The organism is Dyadobacter sp. HNCC25DJ183 (assembly GCF_056895175.1).
This window is the reverse complement of sequence record NZ_JBXHAP010000001.1, coordinates 230,103-247,003: the sequence shown is the minus strand read 5'-3', so window position 1 is coordinate 247,003 and position 16,901 is coordinate 230,103. Positions and strand designations below refer to the sequence as shown.

Below are 16,901 nucleotides of genomic sequence, written 5' to 3'. Positions count from 1 at the left end.
AAAGCCAATATTTTGCAAATGTAAGCTGCGAATTACTTCCATTGTCAGGTGTAGACAAAACTTTATAAAAGGCTACATATTGTCTGTGAGACAGGCTGTAAATGGATATTTTTTGCGGATATTCACAAAAAATATCCTTTCGGATTTCTCACAACATATTTCATCCATGCGCCTAACCTTCCAACGACAGGTTTTCCTCGGGATCGCTTTTTCCATCTTACTCGTACTGGTTGTAGGATTTACTTCTTATAATGCAATCAGGATACAACTTGAAAATACAGGTTGGGTGTACCACACGAGAGAAGTAATGCGGACAAGCACTTCGCTCAAAAATCAGCTTCTTACCGCGGAATCCAATGTGCGCGGGTATGCTATCACCAAACACAATTCTTTTCAAACAGGCTATTTACAGTCCGTTGAGCTGGTCTGGCAGGAGCTGGACGACCTGCGGAAGCTCGTGCGCGACAACAGTGTCCAGTCTGCGCGGGTTGACTCCCTGTCAATGCTGCTGCAAACGCGGCTGGACCTGATGGACAGGCAATATGATTTTCTTCAGGGAGGCAACTATGCACAGGACACGATCAGGCAGCTGGTACTAGCCGGCAAAAGCGTGTCTTCCCAGCTTGAATTCAGCTTCCGGCGGATAGAGAACCTGGAAGAAGGCTTACTCGTCGAACGCGAGCAGAATGCAACTGTAAGTTCTTCAAAGGCAAAGCAATACATCCTGATGGGCTCTTCGGCTTTCCTTTTTGTGATTTTGCTGCTGTATTATTTCATAAGGCGTACTTACAATGCGCAGGTAGCGTCGGAAAAGCAGACGCTGGAGGCAAACCGGCAACTGGAACAGCTTTCGCTGGTAGATCAGGAGAAAAACTGGATACTGGATGCGGCCGTCAAGGCGGCGGAGACGGTGAGGGGAGAACCGACCCTGGCTGAGCTGTCACGCAAGCTGATTGCCAAGCTGGTGGAGCTGACGGACGCGCATGTGGCTGTTATGTACATTGTTACCCGCTCGGGAGATACAATGGAACTTGCGGCAAGCTACGGAACAAGTGAAGCAAACCCGGCACCTAAATCTTTCCGCGTCGGCGACGGAACATTGGGGCATATCGTGGAAGAAAAGATCCCCTTTAAAAAGCTTGACGTAGCGCCAGGCTACCTCGCATTGAAAACGGCCAGCGGGCAGACTGATGCGGCCGCAGTACTATTGAAAACCATCGCATTTGGTGGACAGATCAAAGCCGTACTTGAAATAGGTTATCTCAAAGAGCCGGGCCATAAAGTAGCGACGGTACTTGAAATGATATCCGACAGCGTTGCGGTGTCTATTATGGCTGCACGGGCGCGAGAGCTGGCTAACGAGCTGCTCGAAAAAACGCAGTTACAGGCCGAGGAGCTTGAAAGTCAGCAGGAAGAGCTGCGCGTAACCAATGAAGAGCTGACGAGACAAACTTCGCTGCTGCAAGTCTCGGAGGAGGAATTGCGGGTACAGCAGGAAGAGCTCAAACAGATTAACACTGAGCTGGAAGAAAAGGCATTTCTGCTGGAAGAACAGAAAGGTACCATTGAAGCAGCCCGCGACCAGATACAGCTTAAAGCGGATGAACTTGAAAAAAGCGGCCGTTTTAAAAGCGAGTTTCTTGCGAATATGAGCCACGAGCTGCGTACGCCATTGAACAGTATCCTTATTCTTTCGAGGATTTTGGGTGAAAATAAAGGAGAGCGGCTCAGTGAGGAAGAACAACGTTATGCATCGGTAATCTACAATTCAGGCAACGACCTGCTTACACTGATCAACGATATCCTGGATCTGGCAAAGGTGGAATCGGGAAAGGTTGAACTAATCCATGAAGAGGTAAGTACGGGACTGATCCTGTCGGAGGTAGCCAATACTTTCCAGAAAGTAGCCGAGAACAAGGGACTGAACCTACACCTGGAAAAAGAAGAATCTTGCCCCGAGGTCATGCTTGTAGACCACGTGCGGTTGCTGCAAATCATCCGAAACCTGCTCTCGAATGCCATTAAATTCACATCCGCACCAGGAACTGTATCCCTGAAAATCCGGCAGATCGCCGGCTTCATTCACTTCGAGGTAGCGGATTCGGGCATCGGGATACCGGAAGAAAAGCAGAAGGCGATTTTTGAAGCATTTCAGCAGGCAGATGGTTCAACCAGCCGGAAATATGGCGGCACGGGACTCGGACTTTCCATCAGCCGCGAGCTTGCCAATTTGTTCAAAGGTTCTATTTCGCTGAGAAGCGAGCCTGGGCAAGGTTCGGTATTTACATTAAAAATCCCCGCTGCACAGAACGGAGCCGCAGAAAAGCTGCCTGCTGAACCAGCGGTAGAGATCAAACCTGCGATGCCGGAAGTGGCGCGGGAGCTGAAAGAAAACAGGTTGCTGCTGATCGAAGACGATGCCGTTTTTGCTGCCGATATGGCTGCCAAAGCGCAGGACAGCGGCTTCCAGGTGCAGCTTGCCGCCGATGGAAAAACGGCGCTCGAACTGGTGAAGACATTCAACCCAACAGCCATTATCCTGGATATGCACCTGCCGGATATGTCCGGCGACGAAGTTTTGAGAGAACTCAAAGCCGACACCAAGACGCGGCTCATTCCTGTTCACACAATATCCTCAGGCGATTACCTTGACTCGGACGTGCTGAAAGAAGGTGCGATCGGGTTTATGCAAAAGCCGGTAGACCAGAAGTCAGCCCTGAGTATTTTTAATGTGTTGAAACTGGAAGGCAAAGACCTTGAAAAACACCGGATCCTGCTGATTGAAGATGATGCTTATCAGAGTAAGTATCTGGGCGAGTTCCTGGCCGAAAACAACATATTCGTACTCTATGCCTACTCGGCTTCGGACGCGCTGGCGATTCTGGCCCGCGAACATGTTGACGGCATTATCCTCGACATCCGGCTTGCCGATATGAATGGGCTGGACCTGCTGGACGAGATCAAGAAGAACCCTGCGCTCACATCCATTCCGGTGGTTGTCAATACAGCCGAAGACCTTTCGCAGGCTGATCTTAGCCGGGTCATGAAGTATTCGCACCCGGTGGTAATCAAAACGAAGAAGTCTAATGACCGGCTGCTGGACGAGGTGAAACTGTTCCTCAAAAAGGTACAGCCAGCGAAACCAACCCCCGCGGCCCCCAAGCAGGATACCTTTAAAAGCAGCGTGGTTTATTCGGAACATGCATTTATTGGCCGGAAGATTCTGCTGGCCGATGACGATATGCGTAACATTTTTGCATTAAGCGCGGTACTCGAAGATGCGGGCTTTAAAATTGAGATTGCGGCGAATGGAAAAGAAGCAATTCAGAAGCTGGAAGATTCCTCCGATATCGAGCTGGTACTAATGGACGTGATGATGCCCGAAATGGACGGGATAGAGGCAACGCGGATAATACGTAAAAACAGCCGCTGGGCCACATTGCCCATTATTGCCGTGACTGCGAAAGCAATGCAGGGCGACCGGGAGCAATGCATGGCAGCCGGTGCAAACGATTATATTTCCAAGCCGGTTGATATTGACAAGTTGTTGTCGCTGATCAAAGTCTGGCTGCAAGCTGGTTGAACATGGTACTAATGGAATATTCAGATCTTGAAATTCTGATTGCGGAAATCAGGAAAATATCCGGGTTCGACTTCTCGGGTTACGCTCGTCCGTCGCTTTTGAGAAGAGCGAGCAGGTACCTCACGAGCAAGCGAATGGATATGGAGCAGCTGCTCGCGCACATTGCACCCGGTGGAGGGATCGTATATGATCTGATCCAGGAAATGACGGTCAACTACTCGGAGATGTTCCGCGATCCTGACTATTTTGTGAAGGTGAGAAGTGAAGTATTCACCTACCTGGAATCCTATCCGGCGCTGCGACTCTGGGTTGCAGGCTGCGCGTCGGGCGAAGAAGCCTTCTCAATGGCGATCCTGCTGAAAGAGGCAGGGTACCTCGACCGCTCGCTCATTTACGCCACCGATTTAAACAATAAGGTACTTACCGCCGCGCGGGAAGGTGTTTTTACGCTCAGCAGTGTGCGTACTTTTTCTGAAAATTACATGCAGGCAGCCGGTCAGCATTCATTATCTGATTACTACCACGTATCGTACAACAAAGCGGTGATCTCGCCCGAAATCCGGAAAAATATCGTGTTTTCGCTACACGATCTGACAGGCGACGGCGTGTTCAATGAGTTCCAGTTTATCAGCTGCCGCAATGTAATGATCTACTTTACGCTGGAATTGAGGCAGCGCGTATTCCGGCTGCTTTATGAAAGTTTGAGCGTTCTGGGCTTTCTTTGTCTCGGAAAGCGGGAAACGCTGCGATATTCAGGACTGGAAGATTATTTCAGGGTTGTAGATAGTTCACTGAATATTTACCAGAAAATTAAATGAACCATGGCATAACAAACCCGCTGAGCCTGGTTCTCTTTGGAGGATCCGCCGGGAGCATGGTGCTTTTTGAGGAAATCTTACAAATCCTTGAACGCCCGCTGTCTTTCGCAGCCGTTTTTGTTTTGCACAGGGGAAAAGCCAGCTCAGCTGTGTTTCCCCGCATTTTTAAAAATAAAACAAATGTATTTATGAGTGAACCGCAGCATCTGGATCCCGTCGAGCCCGATAGCATCTATTTCGCCATACCCGACTATCACCTCCTGATTGGTCCCGACAAGCGGTTTTACTATGATTCTTCTGAAAAGGATTTTTTCTCAAGACCGTCGATAGACGCGACATTTATATCGGCGGCGTTTTCCGGCATTCCTGTCAAAGCGGCCATGCTGTTTTCCGGTTCGAGCGCAGATGGGGCTTTTGGGCTGAAAGTACTAGCTGAAAGAGGCAGCGCAACCTATGTGCTTGATCCTGCCGATGCTGAGTCAAAGCGCATGCCGGAAGCGGCTTTGCAACAATATAGCGGGCATAAGGTGCTGTCCCGCGGTCATTTTTCAAATACAATCAAAGAAATACTGCATACTCACTCAACTTAGCCATGGAAGATACCAAGATATTACTGCTGGACGACAGAGAGGAGAACCTGATCTCGCTGCGCGCAATCCTCAGCAGGGACGACATTGAAATTTTTGCTACAACCTCCCCGAACGAAGCGCTGAGAATGGTTTGGGAAAATGATATTGCAGTGGCGCTGGTAGATGTTCAAATGCCGGGAATGGATGGATTTGAGTTTGCAGAAACGCTTTTATCCAATCCGAAAACAAAGGAAATTCTTATTGTTTTTGTAACCGCTATTTCGAAAGAGACTACTTACGCTGTACGCGGATTAAAAACCGGCGCGATTGACTACCTGTACAAGCCGCTGGATCCATTTATCACCAATGCGAAAGTCGACTCGCTGATACGCCTGGCGAGGAGTCAGAAAGAGATCCGGGATAAGAACAAGCTGCTTGAAAACTACGCGACGATCGTCATCAATTCACCCGATATCATCGCGACGGTGGAAGCTGAAACGGGCAAGATCTTCTCGATTAATCCGTCAGTAGAAACGATTTTAGGCATTTCACCAAATGGACTGGTCGGCATTTCTATTCTGGAACTGCTGGTTGAGCCGGATACGTCGGCGCTGCGTCAGGTTTTGGTTGAAAAGAGCTATATCGGCGGACATACCATCGTGATCGAGGACCGCTTTTATGGTCGCCTGCGCCAGCCTGTGTGGCTTGAACTGCGCATTATGTTCAAGAACAGGCTGCTGTTTATCAACCTGCACGATATCGAAAAGCGAAAGGCCCACGAACGCGCATTGATCGACGCACAGCAGCAGGCCGACCGCGCACGCAAAGGCAAAGAAGCTTTTCTGGCCAATATGAGCCACGAAATACGCACGCCGCTGAACGGGATTATCGGTTTGGGTAACCTGCTTTCCGCAAGTGCATTGACGGTAGAGCAGCGGGAACTGATCGATATGCTGCGGCAATCTTCGGGTTCTCTGCTCAACATTTTGAACGATATACTTGATATTTCGAAGATAGAGGAAGGCAAATTCTCCATTATCCCTACCTCAACGGATATGCGTGTATTGGCAAGGGGTATCATTGACCTGATGAAATTCAAGGCCGATGAAAAAGGGCTCTCGCTTGACCTGGAAGTGGACGACGCAGTGCCTGACTGCATGCTGGTGGACGGAATGCGGCTCAATCAGATCCTGCTCAATCTGGTCGGCAATGCATTGAAGTTTACGGTTCAGGGCGGGGTTAAGCTGAAAATTAGCCACGTCGCGCAGGCAAGTTCCGGGCACAAGATCCGGTTCAGCGTAGAGGATAGCGGCATCGGAATGTCGGGCGAGCAGCTATCGAACATTTTTTCCGAATACGGACAGGCTTCGGAGAGCATATCCCACCAGTACGGAGGTACCGGGCTCGGGCTCACGATCTCCCAAAAGCTCGCGCGGCTGATGGGAAGCGAGCTGGAAGTGAACAGCCGCGCAAACGAAGGCAGCGAGTTCTTTTTTACATTGATTTTGCCCGATGCGAATGAAAAAGCCGCCGAGGCAAAGCCCGTGGTTTCATTCCAGAATCTGCCGCCGTTTGCCGGCAGAACAGTACTGGTAGCCGAAGACAACCCGATCAATGCGCTTTTACTCAAAAAATACCTGAAAGCCTGGCAGCTGGACACAACGCTCGTGGTGAATGGAAAAGAAGCTGTGGAGACGCTCCGGCAGCGGGTATTCGACCTCGTGATCATGGATACCAGAATGCCCGAAATGGATGGATTTGAAGCAGCCCGGCTGGTAAGGAGCGAACTGAAAGTAACTGTACCGATCCTCTCGCTTTCAGCGACCGTATTGCCCGAAGAAATCCAGCAGGCGCTCGAAGCGGGAATGAACGACACGCTTTCGAAGCCATTTGAACCCGAAAAATTGCACCAGAAAATCGGCAGGCTCATTTCACCTGCCTCCTGAAATGCGCATCTGCAACGATTTGTTGCGCTTTTTCGTAATGTTTAAATGCAGGATTTCGTTAATCCATTGTAAATAAATCGTGATTAAGCCAAACAAATGAAAAATATCAGGAACAGTTGGAGTATCGTATTGCTTGCCGCCCTTTTCGGATGTAGTTCTTCAAAAACAATGACCTACGAGTCAAAGTGGAATGCACCTTTTACGTATGTGGATGAAGTGAAACCTGACCAGCAGGATCAGAGATCGAGGTTGAAATATGGGATCATCAATGACGATCAGTTCGTGTACATTACCCTTAAAACAAAAGATCCTTCGACGATCCAGAATATACTGAGCAGCGGCCTGAAGATTGCATTCAGTCCCGAAGGCCAGAAAAAAGAAGCATATTCGCTGCTTTTTCCGGTGGTGATGAAAGAAGATAGGAAAGCATTGAAGCGCATTGATACGGACCTGCCTAACAGCCTGGGACTTGATCTGCTGCTTGATTCATACAATAAAGAAGCAGTCTGGAAAGACAAAAGCGGTCAGCATTTTATCAACTTGGTTGTGCCCGACGGCAGCATTAAGTCGCGCATATTGATGGACAAAAACGGCGAGCTTACCGAGCAGATCGTGATCCCGTTCAGTTTGATGGCTGTAAATGCAAAGGAAACTTCCATGCTGGGTGTAAACATCAAAGTGGAAGGGCAATCTTCCCAGTCGGGTTTCAGTCCGCGGATCGGCATTGGTTTGGGCGGCGGTATCGGAATGGGCGGCGGAATGGGCGTGGGTATCGGAACAGGCGGCTCGCGATATAACAACAATGAAAGGAATGTAGATATCAGGCTGGAAGTGCAGCTTGCACGAGCTAATTAAACCAGCCTTTATCAAGTGCAAAAGCCCGTCGGCAGCCCCGACGGGTTTTTTGTTGTAATCCGGCGCTTGCAGGAACATATTTTGCTAGCATAAGTACACACGTAATTGCTTTGGCTAAATGCCACCTTCATATTGTCCGCAGGTCACGGGCGCAGACCTAACATTGAACAGTGAATAAAGTCAACATTAAGAAGTTCTATCATTTTTTAAAGTACAGGAGAGATTTTGCCCGGTACAGTCTCAGGAAAGCCAAGAGTTATGAAATCCTGCTGTTCTGGCTAAAAAGCGTGCTTAACCGCACACAGTTCCTGATCCTGTCGGGTGTCCTGGTGGGAGTAACCTGCGGCCTGGCGGGCGTGCTGCTGAAAGAGCTGGTGCATTACATACACTACATCATCACCGACAAAGTCCACTTCGAGCGGCAGGTGTTTTTCTACATACTGTTTCCGTTCCTGGGAATTGTGACCACTACGCTGGTGGTTATATTCCTTTTCAAAGGCCAGGACAGAAAAGGGATCGGCGCCATTCTTTACGAGATCGCGCAAAATTCCAGCATTGTTTCGTCCGTCAAAATGTATTCGCAAATCGTGCAAAGCGCGATCACCGTGGGGCTCGGCGGCTCGGCCGGTTTGGAGAGCCCGATCGCCGTGACAGGCGCAGCCATTGGTTCCAACTTCGCGCGTACTTACAAGCTCGATTACCGCGAGCGTACATTGCTGCTTGCCGCTGGTGCAACAGCCGGTATCGCGTCTGCATTCAATGCACCCATTGCCGGGATGATGTTCGCATTCGAGATCCTCCTGACAGGCGTTGTATTCTCCGATTTTATCCCGCTGGTTGTGGCTGCTGTCTGCGGGAGTTTGGTGTCAAAAATCCTTTTAGAGGAGGAGGTATTATTCCAGTTCAAGACCAGAAATCCTTTCGACTACCACAACATTCCATACTACCTCGTACTGGGAATTCTCTGCGGCTTGTACGCCCGGTATTTTGTGTTGATTGCAAAAACGATCGACCAATTTTTCCATAACCTGAAAATGACGCGCATTCAAAAAGCGATGGTTGGTGGGGGTGTTCTTTCGGTGCTTTGCGTGCTATATCCGCCGCTGTTTGGTGAGGGTTATGATACCATCAAAGCGATCACGAACGGACAGATGCAGGGCATTATGCAGAACAGTTTTTTCAGGTTCATTGGCTACCGCGACTGGGTCGTTATTGTGTTTGTGGCGGTGATCTGTTTGCTCAAAGCATTCTCTGCTTCCATCACGATTTTCAGCGGCGGGAACGGGGGAAATTTTGCGCCGTCGCTTTTCGCGGGCGGCTCGCTCGGCTATGTATTTGCATTGCTCTGCGTGCAGGCGGGAGTGAGCGACGTGCCCGTAAATAACCTCGTGATCGTAGGAATGGCGGGCGTAATGAGCGGGGTTCTTTATGCGCCGCTGACAGCCATATTTCTGATTGCAGAATCGACCTCCGGCTATGATCTTTTTATCCCGTTAATGATCGTTTCGGTGATCTCTTTTTCAATTGCAAAATGGTTTTCATCCGTGTCGCCAGACCTTGAAAAACTCGCACAGCAAGGCAAGATTTTCACCCGTGAGCACGATCGGAATTTGCTTTCATTGCTCCACGTCCTCGACCTTATCGATAAGGATATCCAAGTCATCCATTGCGAGGCAAGCAGGGAGGAATTGGCCGATATGGTGCGTTCAGGACACCGGAATATCATCGCAGTAACCGACTCCGAAAACAAGCTTTCAGGTATCATTTCGCTCGACGATATCCGCCCGCTTTTCTTCAATCCGGGCGCCTACGATCTGCTCGAAGTAAAGCAGCTTATGAAGAAGCCCGAGGTCGTGATCAGCGACTTTGACAGCGTGGTAAGTGTCGTCAAAAAGTTCGACGAATCGGGCGCCTGGAATCTGCCTGTGGTGAAGACAAACGGCGAATTTGTCGGCTTTATTTCCAAATCTGCAATCCTCAACAGCTACCGCCAGCTGCTCCGCGCACATTCAGGCTAGAAGTGCCACGTGAAACATTTTCTTGGAATATCAAAATCTTAATCAATTGTTTAATAGGATCATAGGATTTCAATTTAATTGATATATATTTGAGTAATCAAGTATATATCAATTATTATTCAAGTACATTTCAAGTTTAAATCAAGTATATGGCGGCAATTTCTCAATCATTGAAATTCTTTCTCAACCTCACCACCGTACAGTCGCTGATCTTCAAGAAGTTCGACTCAAAGCTGAGTTCACATGGGCTAAGTCTGAATGAATTTATGATCCTCTATCACCTCGGGGAGGCGCCTGATGAGAAGCTGCGGCGCACGGATCTGGCGGAGAAAATTGGTCTTACCGCATCGGGAATTACCCGCATGTTGTCGCCCCTGGAAAAGCTGGGAATGGTACGCCGGGAGGCCAACAGCCGTGACGCCCGGGTGAGCTATGTGAAGCTGGCCAATGCAGGTAAGAAAGTGCTGACCGAATCGGCTGTTTCTGCCGAGGCAATGTCGGAACAGATACTGGCCAGTGTGAAAACAAAAAAGCTCGAAGAGCTCTCTAAAATGCTCTTCGAGCTGGGCGCTACGATCGAGTAAACGTACGGGAAAGAAAATCTTTTCCGTACGTCAAAATCTCAGCGGGCTTACTTCGCCTTTCTCACGTAAATATTCCCGTTCATATTCTTCATCATGATCTCGCTTCCGCCTCCATTTACCTTTCCTTTTACCCAGTCTTCAAGCGAAACTTTGAACATTCCATCCTTTGAAGTGCGCGTCGCCTGCGGCTGACTTTTGTCAACCTCCACGTCGAAGTCGCTGTAAATTTCACCCCGGTCGGATTTCAGTTTTACATCGAATTTCGCAGTTGCCGGAAGTGTCACATCCACGTTTCCGTTCAGTGTTGAGAACGCCATCGGCGACTTCGCATCGACTGTTTTGAAGGTAGCTTTCAGCGTCCCGTTGATCGTGTTGGCAACCGCCGAGCCGGATACATTCGTAAGTGAAATTTCCCCATTGACATTGGCTACTTCCAGCTCTCCATCTACATTCTCCACGATGATATCCCCGTCGTTTACAGTGGACGCTTTCAGCGTGAATTTCTGGGGTACTTTGATATGCAGGTTCATGGGTTTGTTTACAAACCGGGAAGTAATTTTAATCGAATTGTTCTCTTCCGTTGCCGTCAGTTCGAGTCCGCTCGAAGGAACAATGCGCCGCATTCCTGCTGCGTTTTCATCCTTGGGCTTATCGTTCTGCTCGGGTGCTTTTCCCGTGGCTTCAATCACTACTTCCTTGCCCGCATAGCCGCTGATCCGGATGCTTCCATTGAGGAGGTTTACTTTCAGGCTGCCGGGTTTGGACGGGTCAGATAGTGGTACCGTAATGGTCTCTTTCGCCTGTCCGAAAACAGCCACATTGCCGGAGATAACCAGTGAAATGCTTAGTGCGAGGGTTATAAATCGGTTGGTTTTCATCGTTACTTATGATTGCTTTTTGAGATAGATATTACCGTTAAATGTTTCAAACTTGTAAGTGGGCCCACCCTGACCAATGCGGATATACGTTTCGGTATTCAGCTTGTACACGGTTTTGTTCCCGTCGTTAACCTGATTCTTCACCACGCGGGCCGGCAGCTGTTCTGCATTGGGGAAGTCGGTGTAGAATTCGCCGTGGAAGCTCTTGAACTGGCAGTCGGCCGAAAGTGCCGCAGGGTAGGTGATCCTGATATCCCCATTCAGCGTTTTGAAGTCGGACTCCCCGGGCGGCAGTGTCAGAAAGTTGGCCTCAACATTTCCATTGACTGTCCGCATCCTGGCGGTACCCTTCGCATTGGCGACGCGGATCGCGCCGTTTACGTTACTGACACTTAGCGGACCGGTCACATTGTCCACCGTCACGTCACCTCCATTAACCGTCGAAACGTGCAGGCTCATTGCGTAGGGGACTTTCACTGTAAAATCCAGCGCATAATTGTACTCGATTTTTGGACCTTCCCAGTTTCTACGTCCGCGGTTTGGGCGCGAGTCGAAAGGTTCGGCGATGTACACGATGATACTGTCGGCTTTCTGATCATAGCTTAGTTTAAACTGGCTCTTGCCTTGTTCCAGTACCTCGCTTGTTTTGGCAGTAATCTTTTTATCCACTCCCAGGATCACCTTATCACCGGCATATCCCTCCACTTTGATAAACCCATTGATGTTGTAAATAGCGAGCGTACTGCCGGGCGCAGTGGGAACGGCGAATTCCTTGCTGATATGCTCCTTAAATTCCAGGTTTTGTGCCGGGGCCTGGGTACAGCAGAGTACCGCTCCCGCCAGCAGGGGGATTGCAAAAAGTTTCATGGCTGATAAATAGATGATGGATGTTTAAGATAAATCCTTGATCGACTGTTCGATTTTATTCTTGACCAGATTGTCGAGCCCCTCTTTCCGGAGCAGTGATTTCAATGCTTTGATGGAGCGTTTTTCCTGCAGCTTCACCATCACGTCGGCCAATGCAGCCTGTACCATCGGCGATTCCTGTTTAGAAAGTGATTTCACCAACCCGCTGCGGACAAGCGGATTGTCGGCGTACTGCGTAAGCGCTTCGAGCGTGACGAGCCGCACATTCACGTTGTCATCGTTATTGAGTGTGGTAAAAAGCGCATCGATCACGCGTTCGTCTGCCTGGGCGATCTCGCTGGTGTAACTTACCGCCCGCAGCCGCTCCGTTGCCGACGGATTTTCAATCAATGAAAGCATCATTGTGCTTTTCATATCCTGTACCTGCGCGGCCAGGGTTTCTATTTGCTGCTGGTAAGCGGCAGCCTGGCTGTTGCGCTGGGTTACCTTGTACCCGATTGCCGCGCCCAGTGCTACCAAAAGCAGGCTGAAACCCAGCTGTATTGCCCATTGCGGCACTACCAGCTCCTGAATCCTTTCCAGCAGCGCCTGCCATGAAAATCGGGGTGTTTTCTGTTCAGCGGCTTTAAACTCTTCAAGCATGTCATAGAAGTTCAGCCGCATGGCCGGACCTGGTTCCGGAACGGACATTTTACCCAGACTATCCCAAAGCTGTTTATCTGCCGCAAACTCTTCCTGACACTCCAGGCATTCCGCCAGGTGCATGTTCATATCCATTTGCTCCGCTTTGCTGAGGCGGTTTTGCAGCCAGTCGGTCAGGTGTTCCCTGGACTGCGCGCAACGTATGTGTTTATCTTCTTTCATTGGTAAAAAACTTTTTCTTTAATTCCCCCAAAGCGCGGTGAACACGCACTTTCACAGTCCCTTCATTGATGTTCAGCACTTTGGCTATCTCCTCGTATTTTAGCTCCTGAAAGCGGCTCATGATCAGGATTTCGCGGTGCTCGGTGCTCAGGCCCGCCATTGCCTGGTGCAGGAAATCCTTGTCCTGCTGTTTTTCAAAACCACTATCCGCCGAGGTACCTCCGCCAAGCTGATCGGCCACATCGTTTACATCAACATTGTTCCGCCCCTTGTTTTCACGAATCGAATCGTTCAGTACGTTTCTTGCCAGGTGGTACATCCACGACCTGAACTCGCCTTCGCCGGTGAAATTATGCTTGTATTTGAGCATCCGGTAAAACACATTCTGTACCAGGTCTTCACTCCGGTCTGCGTTGTGAGTCATGTGATAGAAAAACGCGAAAAGAGGCCGGTTATAGCGCTCAAACAGCAAGCCCATCTTATCCAGATCGCCGGCTTTTACCCGTAGCATCAATGAATTGTCTGTGAGCGTATTCAAGCGACTGCCTCTTTTTTGTGGTGATTCTGACGTGGAAACTGGGAAATGCTGAAAAGGTTACAGGAAATTAAAAGTTTTTTTCAAAAAGTATTGATGTGGAGCTCTATCCCCCCATTGGGCACAAAAAAGCCGGCTATTAACCGGCTTTTGTCAGGTGGTAAGAGGATATTGCGGAAGGTCCCTTTGCCGGTCCCGCTCTCTTTTAAGCGTATCATGCGCATTGTGGATCGCCGACTGTTGCTTGACGAGCAGGTCCATAACTTCCTTGGGGAATGCAACAGCGTTGACAGCCTCGTCGTAGGCCTTCTTGGCTGCATCTTCGCCGCCCTCTGCATTTTCCAGCACTGCGCGTCTGTTATCCCAGCTGAAAAGCGACCGGATATCCATCCAAACCCGGTACAGCTTACCGGAAGTCATCGTACCTGTTTCAGGCTCTCCGCCCAGACTTCTTACTAAATTGTTCAGGTCCGCTACATTCGCCCGGCTCTGGTCTGCCAGGTTATTGAACATCGACCGCAGGTCCGTTTCTATTTCTTTCGTTTCGCTGTAAGCCTTTTCATACCCCGCGATCCGGTCATTGTTAATGACGATCAGATCGTTGAGCGCTTCGATTACTTCTTCATTTTGCGCCATGGCAGTTGTTGATTTAGTGATGGCGACTTTCGTTAAATAATTATTCCAAAGGTATTTTCCAGCTTTTACTCCGATTTCAGCGATTTCACCGGGTTCATCAGTGCGGCTTTTACAGACTGGAAAGAAACCGTAAATAGTGCGATCACGACAGAAAGCGCTCCGGCCAGTACAAACATCCACCAGGCGATATCGGCACGGTAAGCAAAATCCTGCAACCATTTGTCCATAAGCCACCACGCGAGCGGACCTGCCAGTACCAGGGCAATGCCAACCAGTTTCAGAAAATCTTTCGAAAGCAGTGCCACAATGCCGGGTACCGATGCACCGAGTACTTTGCGCACCCCGATCTCCTTCGTCCGCTGCTCGGCAGTGAAGGTAGCCAGCCCGAACAGACCCAGACAGGCGACGAAAATGGTGAGTCCGGCAAACAGCCCTAGTATCTTACCCGTTTTTTGCTCGGCTTTGTAGGTTTCATTGAAACGGTCGTCGAGGAAAGAGTAGGTAAATGGAAGGTCTGGTTTGAATGCATTCCATTTCTTTTCGAGAGACGAAATCAATGCAGGTATGTCATTGGTTTTGATCTTGGCGATCGTTGTGCCGGAGCCTTTTCCCAAAACCATCACCAATGGTGTGATCGGTTCGTGAAAAGAGCGGAAGTGGAAATCCTCTACCACGCCGATCACCACGTAAGTCGAGCGTTTTCCTGCATTGTCGCTGTTGCTGACCGTGTGGTTCAATGCGCCTTCTTTCCAGCCCAGCATCCGCGCCGCGGTTTGATTGATGATGATAGCCGAAGAATCCGTCCCGAACTCGCGTGAAAAGTTACGTCCTTCCAGGATATGCATGCCCAGCGTCGGGATATAGTCAAAGTCAACATCGTACCGCAGCGTTTTCACGAGCTCGGTCGATTTTGCTTCGGGATATATCGAATAGTTGTTATTGTAGGAGGGGCCAGCAGGTAAGTAACCCGATGAGCTTACCTGCGCAATGCGACTGTCGGCCAGCATTTCCTCTTTGAAGGCCTCCTGATTTTTACCCAAAGCCCAGGTATCCGGCAGTACCAGCACCTGACTTTTATCGTAACCCAGTTTTTTATTCTGAATAAACCGGAGCTGATTGTATACGACCATTGTGCCAATAATCAGTACAATGGAAACGCAGAACTGAAATACCACCAGCGCGCTGCGCATGCTGAAACTGGCTGAATTCCTCGAAAATCCCGAGCTGATATTTCCCTTCAAAACAGCGATGGGCTTGAATGAAGAAAGGAAAAAGGCCGGGTAACTTCCCGCAAAGAGCCCGACGAAAAGTCCGAACAAAACAAAGTACAGGCACAATGCAGGTAACGTTTGTAAGTCAATGCGCAGGTTTTTATCTGCCAGCTGATTAAACAGCGGCAATGCGATGATCGCCGTTATGAGAGCGATCGTCATCGCCAGGAATGTCACCAATGTGGACTCTGTCAGAAATTGCCAGATCAACTCCTTTTTCTCGGAGCCCATTACTTTCCGTACCCCAATTTCCTTGGCACGCTTCGATGAGCTTGCGGTAGAGAGGTTCATGAAATTAATGCAGGCGATGATCAGCATGATCGTTGCGACCGCACCGAAAATGTACACGTAACGCACATCTCCATTGTCGCCGAGATCGTACTGGAAGTCTGAATGCAGGTGAATGTCCGTGAGCCGCTGCAATTTCAGCCCGATCATGTTTCCCTTCTTCTCAAACTCGTCAAAGCTCATTCCGAATGCATTTTCAACCTGCGGCCCCATGTACTTGCGGACTGTCGCCGGCAATTTGGCTTCCAGCTTTTTGTAATCGTAGCCTTCGGGGAGAACAAGGTAAGTGAAGAACTCTGATTGCATCCACGAGGTAGATTTCGCCTCGCCGGAGTTGATCAGGGAAGCAAATATGTCAAAACGGAAGTGGGAGTTTCTTGGTATATCCTTAAAAACGCCCGCAATCCTCGCCTTATCGCGTGAGCCTTTGAATGTAAGCAGCTGACCGACCGGATTTTTATCCCCGAAGAATTTCCGGGCAAGTGCTTCGCTGATCACAATCGCATTGGGGTCGGCCAATGCCGTTTTGCTGTTACCGTGTGCAAAAGGCAGTGTAAATACCTGGAAGAAGTTGGGATCTACAAATGCCATTTTGTTGTCGGTAAATAGCTGATCGTCGATGGAAATGATCGGGCTGCCGCCTTGTCTCAGGCGTGTCGCGTCGAGTACTTCGGGGTAATCGGCTTTCAATGCGGCTGCTGTGGGCGGCATTACGTGGGCTTCATTGAACTTGCCGCCCTGCATGGATCCCTTGAAAACAACCCGCACGATCCGGTCGGCTTTTTCATGAAACCTGTCAAAGCTCAGTTCGTCGATCACGTACAGACTGATCAGCATGCAGGAAGCCAGTCCAATGGCGAGGCCGGCAATATTAATGGCAGAAAACGCGCGGTTCCGCAGCAGGTTCCGCCAGGCGATCTTGAAATAGTTTTGGATCATCGTGCAATTCGTTGAAGTCGGGGGAAATTAAATATCATGGCTAACAGGAACTACAATGTAATGCATAGTTCTATGTATAAACATTGTACCAGAATTGCAAACATTTGGAAAATAGGATCTTAGCTTTTCGCATTGTCTCGCTTTCGTTCAGATTCGGACAAACCTTGTACGGAAATGCGAAGAGCAATTATAGTGTAAAGTAAGTACAAATGTTATTTTGTAAAATAACTTTACATTAGATAGATTTGAA

At 49.3% G+C, this 16,901-nt stretch carries 13 protein-coding genes; 7 read left to right on the top strand and 6 right to left on the bottom strand.

Annotated elements, in window-relative coordinates; genetic code table 11:
* Window positions 1-166: 166 nt before the first annotated feature.
* The 7 genes from AC1XTG_RS00930 (at window position 167) to AC1XTG_RS00900 (ending at window position 10,373) form a co-directional block, all read left to right on the top strand.
* Window positions 167-3,583, top strand: a complete 3,417-nt coding sequence (locus AC1XTG_RS00930) for a response regulator (RefSeq protein ID WP_484840649.1) — start codon at window positions 167-169, stop codon at window positions 3,581-3,583.
* An 11-nt stretch (window positions 3,584-3,594) separates the two neighbouring features.
* Window positions 3,595-4,401 carry a CheR family methyltransferase gene (locus AC1XTG_RS00925; protein WP_229238702.1) on the top strand — a complete coding sequence of 269 codons (807 nt, stop codon included), beginning with the start codon at window positions 3,595-3,597 and terminating at the stop codon, window positions 4,399-4,401.
* Window positions 4,398-4,991 (top strand): chemotaxis protein CheB, encoded by a 594-nt coding sequence (locus tag AC1XTG_RS00920; RefSeq protein ID WP_056287928.1) that lies wholly within the window; start codon window positions 4,398-4,400, stop codon window positions 4,989-4,991. The genes AC1XTG_RS00925 and AC1XTG_RS00920 overlap by 4 nt, the downstream gene beginning before the upstream one ends.
* Before the next feature lie 2 nt (window positions 4,992-4,993).
* The gene (locus tag AC1XTG_RS00915; protein ID WP_056287929.1) at window positions 4,994-6,916 is read left to right on the top strand and encodes a response regulator; all 1,923 of its coding nucleotides are present in this window, start codon (window positions 4,994-4,996) and stop codon (window positions 6,914-6,916) included.
* A 96-nt stretch (window positions 6,917-7,012) separates the two neighbouring features.
* The gene (locus AC1XTG_RS00910) at window positions 7,013-7,771 is read left to right on the top strand and encodes a hypothetical protein (RefSeq protein WP_484840648.1); all 759 of its coding nucleotides are present in this window, start codon (window positions 7,013-7,015) and stop codon (window positions 7,769-7,771) included.
* Between the two features lie 170 nt (window positions 7,772-7,941).
* Window positions 7,942-9,789 (top strand): chloride channel protein, encoded by a 1,848-nt coding sequence (locus AC1XTG_RS00905; protein WP_056287933.1) that lies wholly within the window; start codon window positions 7,942-7,944, stop codon window positions 9,787-9,789.
* Between the two features lie 149 nt (window positions 9,790-9,938).
* Window positions 9,939-10,373: a MarR family winged helix-turn-helix transcriptional regulator gene (locus AC1XTG_RS00900; RefSeq protein WP_056287935.1), complete on the top strand. Its 435-nt coding sequence runs from the start codon at window positions 9,939-9,941 to the stop codon at window positions 10,371-10,373.
* Window positions 10,374-10,420: 47 nt separating this feature from the next.
* On the opposite strand, the gene AC1XTG_RS00895 is transcribed toward AC1XTG_RS00900, so the two are convergent.
* The 6 genes from AC1XTG_RS00895 to AC1XTG_RS00870 form a co-directional block, all read right to left on the bottom strand.
* On the bottom strand, window positions 10,421-11,251 hold the full coding sequence (locus AC1XTG_RS00895; RefSeq protein ID WP_484840647.1) for a DUF4097 family beta strand repeat-containing protein: 831 nt from the start codon (window positions 11,249-11,251) through the stop codon (window positions 10,421-10,423).
* Window positions 11,252-11,257: 6 nt separating this feature from the next.
* Window positions 11,258-12,118: a DUF4097 family beta strand repeat-containing protein gene (locus tag AC1XTG_RS00890; RefSeq protein ID WP_484840646.1), complete on the bottom strand. Its 861-nt coding sequence runs from the start codon at window positions 12,116-12,118 to the stop codon at window positions 11,258-11,260.
* A gap of 24 nt (window positions 12,119-12,142) precedes the next feature.
* Entirely contained in the window at window positions 12,143-12,982 is an 840-nt protein-coding gene (locus AC1XTG_RS00885) for a HEAT repeat domain-containing protein (RefSeq protein ID WP_484840645.1), read from the bottom strand.
* Window positions 12,969-13,493: an RNA polymerase sigma factor gene (locus AC1XTG_RS00880; RefSeq protein WP_056287946.1), complete on the bottom strand. Its 525-nt coding sequence runs from the start codon at window positions 13,491-13,493 to the stop codon at window positions 12,969-12,971. The genes AC1XTG_RS00885 and AC1XTG_RS00880 overlap by 14 nt, the downstream gene beginning before the upstream one ends.
* Window positions 13,494-13,670: 177 nt before the next feature.
* The gene (locus AC1XTG_RS00875) at window positions 13,671-14,153 is read right to left on the bottom strand and encodes a ferritin-like domain-containing protein (RefSeq protein WP_056287948.1); all 483 of its coding nucleotides are present in this window, start codon (window positions 14,151-14,153) and stop codon (window positions 13,671-13,673) included.
* 65 nt (window positions 14,154-14,218) lie between these two features.
* Complete coding sequence (locus AC1XTG_RS00870) at window positions 14,219-16,651, bottom strand: ABC transporter permease (protein WP_484840644.1); 2,433 nt, start codon at window positions 16,649-16,651, stop codon at window positions 14,219-14,221.
* Window positions 16,652-16,901: the final 250 nt, after the last annotated feature.

What these genes read in the sequence shown, in the direction of transcription:
- AC1XTG_RS00930 (WP_484840649.1), top strand. Translation starts at nt 167, where the DNA reads ATGCGCCTAACCTTCCAACGACAGGTTTTCCTCGGGATCGCTTTTTCC.
- AC1XTG_RS00910 (WP_484840648.1), top strand. Translation starts at nt 7,013, where the DNA reads ATGAAAAATATCAGGAACAGTTGGAGTATCGTATTGCTTGCCGCCCTT.
- AC1XTG_RS00925 (WP_229238702.1), top strand. Translation starts at nt 3,595, where the DNA reads ATGGAATATTCAGATCTTGAAATTCTGATTGCGGAAATCAGGAAAATA.
- AC1XTG_RS00890 (WP_484840646.1), bottom strand. Translation starts at nt 12,118, where the DNA reads ATGAAACTTTTTGCAATCCCCCTGCTGGCGGGAGCGGTACTCTGCTGT.
- AC1XTG_RS00885 (WP_484840645.1), bottom strand. Translation starts at nt 12,982, where the DNA reads ATGAAAGAAGATAAACACATACGTTGCGCGCAGTCCAGGGAACACCTG.
- AC1XTG_RS00870 (WP_484840644.1), bottom strand. Translation starts at nt 16,651, where the DNA reads ATGATCCAAAACTATTTCAAGATCGCCTGGCGGAACCTGCTGCGGAAC.
- AC1XTG_RS00880 (WP_056287946.1), bottom strand. Translation starts at nt 13,493, where the DNA reads ATGCTACGGGTAAAAGCCGGCGATCTGGATAAGATGGGCTTGCTGTTT.
- AC1XTG_RS00895 (WP_484840647.1), bottom strand. Translation starts at nt 11,251, where the DNA reads ATGAAAACCAACCGATTTATAACCCTCGCACTAAGCATTTCACTGGTT.
- AC1XTG_RS00875 (WP_056287948.1), bottom strand. Translation starts at nt 14,153, where the DNA reads ATGGCGCAAAATGAAGAAGTAATCGAAGCGCTCAACGATCTGATCGTC.
- AC1XTG_RS00900 (WP_056287935.1), top strand. Translation starts at nt 9,939, where the DNA reads ATGGCGGCAATTTCTCAATCATTGAAATTCTTTCTCAACCTCACCACC.
- AC1XTG_RS00920 (WP_056287928.1), top strand. Translation starts at nt 4,398, where the DNA reads ATGAACCATGGCATAACAAACCCGCTGAGCCTGGTTCTCTTTGGAGGA.
- AC1XTG_RS00915 (WP_056287929.1), top strand. Translation starts at nt 4,994, where the DNA reads ATGGAAGATACCAAGATATTACTGCTGGACGACAGAGAGGAGAACCTG.